General features: G+C 67.2%; 5 protein-coding genes. All 5 read right to left on the bottom strand.

The genetic code is table 11. From position 1 onward, the window contains the following. Nucleotides 1–42: 42 nt before the first annotated feature. Nucleotides 43–753, bottom strand: coding sequence for a response regulator transcription factor (locus QUW25_RS09890; RefSeq protein WP_289512050.1), 711 nt, complete (start codon nt 751–753; stop codon nt 43–45). Nucleotides 754–792: 39 nt separating this feature from the next. Continuing rightward, the gene (locus QUW25_RS09885) at nt 793–1,635 is read right to left on the bottom strand and encodes a PHP domain-containing protein (protein WP_289512049.1); all 843 of its coding nucleotides are present in this window, start codon (nt 1,633–1,635) and stop codon (nt 793–795) included. 225 nt (nt 1,636–1,860) lie between these two features. Next, nucleotides 1,861–5,070 (bottom strand): carbamoyl-phosphate synthase large subunit, encoded by a 3,210-nt coding sequence (gene carB / locus QUW25_RS09880; protein ID WP_289512048.1) that lies wholly within the window; start codon nt 5,068–5,070, stop codon nt 1,861–1,863. Beyond that, on the bottom strand, nt 5,071–6,339 hold the full coding sequence (gene carA / locus QUW25_RS09875) for a glutamine-hydrolyzing carbamoyl-phosphate synthase small subunit (protein ID WP_289512047.1): 1,269 nt from the start codon (nt 6,337–6,339) through the stop codon (nt 5,071–5,073). A 446-nt stretch (nt 6,340–6,785) separates the two neighbouring features. Next, nucleotides 6,786–8,027 (bottom strand): [FeFe] hydrogenase H-cluster maturation GTPase HydF, encoded by a 1,242-nt coding sequence (hydF, locus tag QUW25_RS09870; RefSeq protein WP_289512046.1) that lies wholly within the window; start codon nt 8,025–8,027, stop codon nt 6,786–6,788. Between the last annotated feature and the right edge of the window lie 61 nt (nt 8,028–8,088).

Genomic DNA, 8,088 nt, shown 5'->3' with positions numbered 1-8,088 from the left:
TGCCTGTCACCACTGTCACAAAAGCGCCCGCCCCCAATTGGATCACGCGAGTTTGAAGCCCATGCCCCAGACGGTCTTGACGTAGTTGTCCGTGCCCGTCTCGCGCAGCTTCGCCCTGATGTTTGAGACATGCACGGCAACGGTAGAGTCATCGCCGGCAAAGGGCTCTCCCCACGCCAGCTCGAAGAGCTCCGACTTAGAGAACACGCGGTTCGGACGGCGGACAAGCGCCTCCAGGATGTTGAACTCGATCTTGGTGAGCGAGACCGCGCCGCCCTTCTCGCCAGCCTCGCCCGGGGCAACCGTGAGCGTTCGCGCCTCCGGGTCAAGCGACCATCGGTTCCAGCGCAGAACCTCCCCCGAGGGCGCAACGGCACCGCGGTGACGCAGCTGCACCTCCACGCGAGCCGCCAGCTCGTCAAGATCAAAGGGCTTGGTGAGGTAGTCGTCCGCGCCAAGGCGCAGCAGGTCAACCTTGTCGGCCGCCGTCGTGCGCGCGGAGATCACAATCACGGGAGTCGACGCGCCCTGCCCCCGGATGAGGCTCACGAGCTCCTCGCCCGTTGCGCCGGGCAGCATGAGGTCGCAGACAACGAGGTCAAACGTAGCGTCCTTCTCGCCCGCTCCACCCAGCAGGAGGCGCGCCTCGGAGCCCGAGAACGCCTGCGTCACCGCATGGCCATCACGCGCCAGCCGCGTGGTCACCACGTCGTTGATCGCCGCGTCGTCCTCTATGACCAGCACCCGCGCCATGCTCCTCCCAAAATGTTACGAAGGGACTGTCCCTTCGTATCATAGCGGCATGGACTCCCAGGTGCCGTCTGCGCGCGGAACCTCGACGGAGCGGTAGCCCACGGACCAGGCGTGGGCGTAGGCCTCGCGAATCCCGGAGCACAGGTCGGCGGGGACGTGCGCGTCCGAGCCAACCGTGATGGGCACGCCGGCGCGGCAGAAGCGCTCCAGCAGGCCGCGCGAGGGATAGTAGTCCCCCACCCCCTTGCGCCAACCGGCCGTGGAAAGCTCCACGCGACGCCCGGTATCGTGCGCGCAGGCGACCATCTCGTCCCAGAGCGGCGCAAGGTCAATCGTGGCCGCAAAGCCCTCGTTGCGCATACGCTCGGGCAGGTCCGGGTGCGCCATCGTGCCAAACGGAAGCGGGCTCTCGCAGGCGTGGCACCAGACTTCCACGTAGCGGCGCCAGACCTCGTCCGGCCCCAGCTCGAGCCAGATGGTCATGTCGGACGTATCGTCGATCCACGCGCCCTCGTCAACGGTTCCCAGCCAGTGCACGCTGCCGAGAAGCACCTGGGCGTTCGCGCCCCAACGAAGGACGTTCTCCTCGCAGCCGGGATACCAGTCCGCCTCAAAGCCGTAAATGAACTCCAGCTCAGGGCGTGCGTCGCGCGCCGCCTCCCATGCGGTGCGGTGAGCGGCAAGCTCCGCCTCGACAACCTGAACCTCCCCCGCAGGGTCCATGGGGCCGGACGGCAGCGTCAGATGATCGGTCGCCACGAGCACGGCACAGCCCGCCGCAGCAGCGGCGCGCGCGTTCTCCTCAAACGTTCCCACGCCGTCCGAGAAGCGCGTGTGCGTGTGCGTATCCACAATTGAGCCGGGTGCAAGCGATGCCGTCATGGGGGTCTCTCCCTAGGAGCCAAAAAATAACGGGCACAACTAGCCCATTCCGGGACGACCAGCCAGAAAAAGCGCAGGTCGTAAAATTCGGAGAGGGCAGCTGTGCCCGTTATTTTAGCGAGGCATTGAGTAGAGCGTCAAAGGAGCCGCCGGGCAAGAAAACCCGACGGCCCAAACCTGTCCCATTTTCTCTGTTAAGAAAAACACGTCCCCAATTTACGCAATTTACAGATCCTGGAGGGCGTAGACGTGGAGCGGGGCGCGGCGCAGCGCCGAGATGGCCTGCACCAGCGCGACGGCGCCGGACATGGTCGTGGCCATGTCGATGCCGCGGCTCACGGCCTCGCCGCGCATCTTGAAGCCGTCGCCGCGCGAGCTGTGACCCTTGGGCGTGTTGATGAGGAAGGCGATCTCGCCGGCCGCCATCATGTCGAGGATATTGGGCGAGCCCTCGGAGATGGGCTTCACCACGTCGCACGGAATGCCCGCGGCGCGCAGCGTCTTGGCGGTGCCGCGCGTTGCCACAAGCTCGTAGCCCAGGTTCACCAGCGAGAGCGCCACCGGCGCCACCGAGCGCTTGTCGCGGTCGCACACGGAGACGAATACCTTGCCGGACTGCGGCACGTCGTAGTCGATGGCCTCGCGCGTCTTGGCGTAGGCCTTCGGGAACGTGGTGTCGAGGCCCATGACCTCGCCGGTGGACTTCATCTCGGGGCCCAGCACCACGTCGGCGCCCGGGAAGCGGCTCCACGGCATGACGGCCTCCTTGACCGCGTAGTAGCCGAGGTCACGCCCCTCCTCCGGAAGGTCGAGGTCGGCAATCTTCTCGCCGCTCATGATGCGCGCGGCGCACTTGGCCAGCGGCACGCCCGTCGCCTTGGACGAGAAGGGCACGGTGCGGCTGGCGCGCGGGTTGAGCTCGATCACAAAGACCTGCTCGTCGCGGACGGCGTACTGCACGTTGAGAAGGCCCTGGATGTGGCAGGAGAGCGCCAGGCGCCGCGTGGTCTCGCGCACCTTGGCCACGATCCTGTCTGAGAGCGAGAAGGGCGGGAAGCAGCAGGCGGAGTCGCCGGAGTGAATGCCGCACTCCTCGATGTGCTCGAGGACCGCGCCCACGTAGCACTCCTCCGTGTCGCAGAGGGCGTCCACGTCGAGCTCGATGGCGTCCTCGAGGAAGGCGTCGAGGTAGACGGGGTGATCCGGGGAGACCTTGGTTGCCTCGGCCATGTAGCTCACAAGGTCGTCGTCATCGTAGACGATGCCCATGCCGCGCCCGCCGAGCACGTAGCTCGGGCGCACCAGCAGCGGGTAGCCCACGCGGCGCGCCACGGCCTTGGCCTCGTCAACGGTCTCGGCCGTGCTCGAGGGCGGGTAGGCGATCTCCAGGCGGTCGAGCAGGCTCGCGAAGCGGTCGCGGTCCTCGGCGAGGTCGATGGCCTCGGGCTGGGTGCCCATGATGGGGACTCCGGCGGCCTTGAGGCGCTTGGCGAGATTGATCGGGGTCTGGCCGCCAAGGGTCACGATCACGCCCACGGGCTTCTCGACCTCGATGATGTTCATGACGTCCTCAAAGGTGAGCGGCTCAAAGTAGAGGCGGTCGGAGGTGTCGTAGTCCGTGGAGACGGTCTCGGGGTTGCAGTTGACCATGACGGTCTCGTAGCCCTTGGCCGCAAGCGCGTAGGCCGCGTGGACGCAGCAGTAGTCAAACTCGATGCCCTGGCCAATGCGGTTGGGACCGGCGGAGAGAATGACCACGCGCGGCTTCTCAGCCTCGTGGAACTCGGTCACGCCGCCCTTCTCGTAGGTCATGTAGTGGTAGCTCGTGCGGGCGGCAAACTCGCCGGCGCAGGTGTCGACGGTCTTGACGCACGGGCGCACGCCGAGGACCTCGCGCACGGCGCGCACCGTGTCCTCGCGCTGCCCGGTGAGGTGCGCGAGCTGCGCGTCCGAGAAGCCCAGCTGCTTGGCAGCCATCATGGTGTCCGCGTTCAGGCCCGCGAGGCCGCGCTCGCGGATGACGCCCTCGGCGGTGACGATGTCGGCGATGCGGGAGAGGAACCACGGGTCAATCTTGGTGAGCTCAAAGACGTGCTCGACGCTGTAGCCGCGGCGCAGCGCCTCGGCCACGTAGAGGATGCGCTCCGGCGTGGGCGTGGCCACGCGCTCGTCGAAGTTCTCCTCGTCAAAGTCGTCCGCGCCATCCGCGCCCAGGCCGGCGTGGCCCTGCTCGAGGGAGCGCATGGCCTTCTGCATGGCCTCCTCAAAGGTGGCGCCAATGGACATGACCTCGCCCACGGCCTTCATGCGCGTGGTGAGCGTGTCATCGGTGCCCTTGAACTTCTCGAAGGCAAAGCGCGGGACCTTGACCACGCAGTAGTCGATCGACGGCTCAAAGCAGGCGGGCGTCTCGCGCGTGATGTCGTTCTCGATCTCATCGAGGGTATAGCCCACGGAGAGCAGCGCCGCCATCTTGGCGATCGGGAAGCCGGTGGCCTTGGAGGCAAGGGCGGAGGAGCGCGAGACGCGCGGGTTCATCTCGATGACGATGACGCGGCCGTCGTCGGGGTTCACGGCAAACTGCACGTTGGAGCCGCCGCAGGCCACGCCAACGCGCTCGAGGATGGCGAGCGAGTAGTCACGCAGGCGCTGGAGCTCGAAGTCGTTCAAGGTCTGGCAGGGAGCCACGGTGATGGAGTCGCCGGTGTGGACGCCCATGGGGTCGAGGTTCTCGATGGAGCAGATGACGACGCCGTTGCCCGCGGAGTCGCGCATCACCTCCATCTCGATCTCCTTCCAGCCCTCGACGGACTGCTCGACGAGCACCTCGCTCTCGGGAGAGAGCGCGAGGCCCTGCTCGGCAATGTGCACGAGGTCGTCGTGGTTATAGGCCATGCCGCCGCCGGCGCCGCCGAGGGTGAAGGCCGGGCGCAGGACCACGGGGTAGCCGAGCTCCTCGGCAATCTTCTCGCACTCCCCCACGGTGTGCGCGATGCCGGACTTGGCGACCTCGAGGCCGATGTCGCGCATGGCGTTGGCAAAGAGCTCGCGGTCCTCGCCGGTCTCGATGGAGTCCACGTCGCAGCCGATGACCTCGACGCCGTACTTCTCCAGGATGCCCGCCTTGCCAAGGGCCACGGCGCAGTTGAGTCCCGTCTGGCCGCCCATGTTGGGGAGAAGCGCATCCGGGCGCTCCTTCTCGATGACCTTGGTCACGGACTCGACGGTGATGGGCTCGATGTAGGTGCGGTCGGCGGTCTCCGGGTCGGTCATGATGGTGGCCGGGTTGGAGTTCACGAGGACGACCTCGTAGCCCTCCGAGCGCAGGGCCTTGCAGGCCTGGGTGCCGGAGTAGTCGAACTCGCAGGCCTGGCCGATGACGATGGGGCCGGAGCCGATGATCAGGATCTTCTTGATGTCGGTGCGCTTGGGCATCTAGAAGCGCCTCCCCTCGCGGACGTCGATGGCGAGGTAGTCGTCCTCGCCGCGCATGAGCTTGGCAAACGCCGAGAAGGCGTACGTGGAGTCGTTGGGGCCGGGCTTGGCCTCCGGGTGGTACTGCATGGAGAAGGCCGGGATATCGAGGAACTGGATGCCCTCGGGCGTGCCGTCGTTGAGGTTGACATGCGTGAGGCGCACGCGGCCGTACTCCTTGGTGGTGACGACGGGAGCCACGTGGGCACGGGACCAGAAGCGCAGGTCCTCGTCTGCGGGGTGCTCGGACACACCGCCGGAGAGCTCCGGGACGAGCGGGCCAAAGGACGAGAAGACCGGGCCGTAGTTGTGGTTCTGCGCGGTGATCTCCACCTTGCCGGTGAGCAGGTTCATCACGGGCTCGTTGCCGCCGTGGTGACCGTACGGGAGCTTCTCGATCTGCGCGCCGGCCGCCATGGAGATGACCTGGTTGCCGAGGCAGATGCCAAAGACCGGGAGCTTGCCGAGGCACGCGCGCACGGCGTCAACGACGGGCGGCACGGAGACCGGGTCGCCAGGACCGTTGGAGAAGAACACGCCGTCGGGGTCCATCTCGAGGACCTTCTCGGCGGGCGTGTCCCACGGCACGACGGTGACCTCGCAGCCGGCGGCGGAGAGGCGCTTGGCGATGCCCTTCTTCTCGCCGCAGTCGTAGGCCACCACGCGCAGGGGCTTCTCGCCCGCCGCGCCCCCCGCGGGCACGACGTAACGATCGGAGGTGGAGACGTCGGCCACGTAGTTGTGCTCGGCAATGGACGGTGACGCCTTCACGCGGGCCACCAGGCTCTCGGGGTCGAGGTCCGTGGTTGAGATGGCGGCCCTCATGGCGCCGCCCTCGCGGATGGCGATGGTGAGCGCGCGGGTGTCCACGTCCTCGATGGCAACGACGCCGCGCTGCTCGAGGAAGTTGGGCAGGCTCTCCACGCTCTGCCAGTTGCTCGGCGTGTAGCACATGTCGTGAACCACAAGGCCGGCCAGGTGGAGCGGGTCGCCCTGCATGTCCTTCTCGTTGATGCCGTAGTTGCCGATCTGCGGGTACGTGAGCGTCACGATCTGGCCAGCATAGGAGGGGTCGGAGATGATCTCCTGGTAGCCAACCATCGAGGTGTTGAACACGATCTCGCCGAAGATCTCTCCCTCGGCGCCGGCAGAGCGCCCAAAGAAGTACATCCCGTTCTCGAGCGCGAGAAGCGCCTTAGGATGCCTGCCGTTGTCCACCAGTAGGTTCACAGCAACACCGCCTTTCGTCCGCGCGCCCTCATCAGAGGCAGCCGCAGCTACAAAAAACGGAGCACCCGCGAGCGAGGACTCCGAATAAGGCTGCGACATCTATGTTGTGGACGCCTTTTCGGTCTCTCGTACCGTCTTAAAGGTCGTTGTTAGTATAGCTGCTCCCGCGTTGCCCGCGCCGCGAAATAACGCAATCGCAAAAAACGCGCCAGGGGGCGATTGCGAACGTGACTTTTGGTGAGCTTGTAGCGTTGTCTCGCTGCATGTCACGCTTCTCTCGTGCGGAGCGTGAGTTTCTGCGAGCTTGTGACGCCAGCTCACAAGAAGTCACGCTTCTCTCGCTCAAAGCGTGAGTTTCTGCGAGCTGGCGCGGAACGCTCGCTCGAGCGGCCACGCACTCGGCCAATGTGCGACTTGAGGGCACGCTAGCCGGCGGGCGAGAAGAACTAATCGCCCGTCGCGTCAAGCGCGGCGATCGCTTCCGGAAAGGGCGCGAGGCTGCGCCGCAGGATTCCGTGCATGTGGGCGATCGCGACACCGTAGTTGGTCATCGGGACCCCCTGCGCCTCGGCGCGCGCCTGGCGGGCGCGCATCTCGCGCGCGGTGAGCGTGCAGCCGCCACAGTGGACGACGGCCGAGAAGGGCGTGAGGTCCTCGGGAAAGTCCGCGCCGCTCGTGAAGGCAAGCTCGAGCTTCGCCTTCGTGTGCGCGGAGAGCCAGGCGGGCAGCTTGACGGTGCCGATGTCCTCGCACTGCCGGTGGTGCGTGCACCCCTCGCTCACGAGCACGCGGTCACCGTCGCGCAGGCGGTCGAGCGCAGCGGCGCCGGCGACGGCGGACACGAGGTCCCCCTTGTAGCGCAGCATGAGGATCGAGAAGGACGTCAGCGGTACGTCGGCGGGCACGATGCGCGAAACGGGGCCAAACACCTGCGAGTCCGTCACCACGAGCGCGGGAGGCCCGACAAGGGCGTCGAGCGCGCGGGAGAGCTCGGTCTCTCGGCAGGTCACGGACACGCATCCGGCGTCGAGGAGGTCGCGGATCACAAGCTGCTGCGGGAGGATGAGGCGGCCCCGGGGCGCGGAGGCGTCGATCGGGCAGACAAGCACCACGGCGCTTCCGGCGGGCACGAGGTCGGCGACAACGCGCCGCGGCGTCCCGACCGGCACGACCCGGGCGAGGCGCTCCTTGAGCTCGCGCACGCCCTCCCCCGTCCGCGCGCTCACCGCGACCGTACGCGCGGCAAGCGCGGGGCCCTTCTCGGCAAGCGCCGCGAGAGCCGCGCGGGCGGCCGGCAGGTCGCACTTGTTCCAGGCCACGACATACGGGACGCCACGACCCTCGATGGCGGAGAGCAGCGCGCGGTCAGCCTCCGAGAGGCCGCGCGCGCCGTCCACGACGAGCACCGCGACGTCACAGGTCGCGAGCGCCCGCCGCGCTCGCTCCACGCGCCGGGCGCCGAGCGCGCCCTCGTCGTCCACCCCGGGCGTGTCGACGATGACGACCGAGCCCAGCGGCAGGAGCTCCATCGCCTTGCGCACCGGGTCCGTCGTGGTGCCGCGTACCTCGGAGACCACGGACAGCTCCTGGCCGGTCACCGCGTTCACCACGCTTGACTTGCCGGCGTTGCGCACGCCAAAAAATCCGATGTGCGTGCGCTCGCCCGACGGCGTCTCGTTAAGTCCCATCTCTCCTCCATTTGGGGACGGGTTATTTCTCTCAGAGAATTTGGGACAGGTTCGGACGGCC

Origin of the sequence: Thermophilibacter provencensis (assembly GCF_030372065.1) — a bacterium.
Taxonomy (GTDB): domain Bacteria; phylum Actinomycetota; class Coriobacteriia; order Coriobacteriales; family Atopobiaceae; genus Thermophilibacter; species Thermophilibacter provencensis_A.
Note: the sequence above shows the minus strand (reverse complement) of the source record. Positions and strands in the feature narration are given on the sequence as shown.

Excerpts from the sequence above, each read along its gene's own strand:
- QUW25_RS09890 (WP_289512050.1), bottom strand. The coding sequence starts at position 753 with ATGGCGCGGGTGCTGGTCATAGAGGACGACGCGGCGATCAACGACGTG.
- QUW25_RS09885 (WP_289512049.1), bottom strand. The coding sequence starts at position 1,635 with ATGACGGCATCGCTTGCACCCGGCTCAATTGTGGATACGCACACGCAC.
- carB (WP_289512048.1), bottom strand. The coding sequence starts at position 5,070 with ATGCCCAAGCGCACCGACATCAAGAAGATCCTGATCATCGGCTCCGGC.
- hydF (WP_289512046.1), bottom strand. The coding sequence starts at position 8,027 with ATGGGACTTAACGAGACGCCGTCGGGCGAGCGCACGCACATCGGATTT.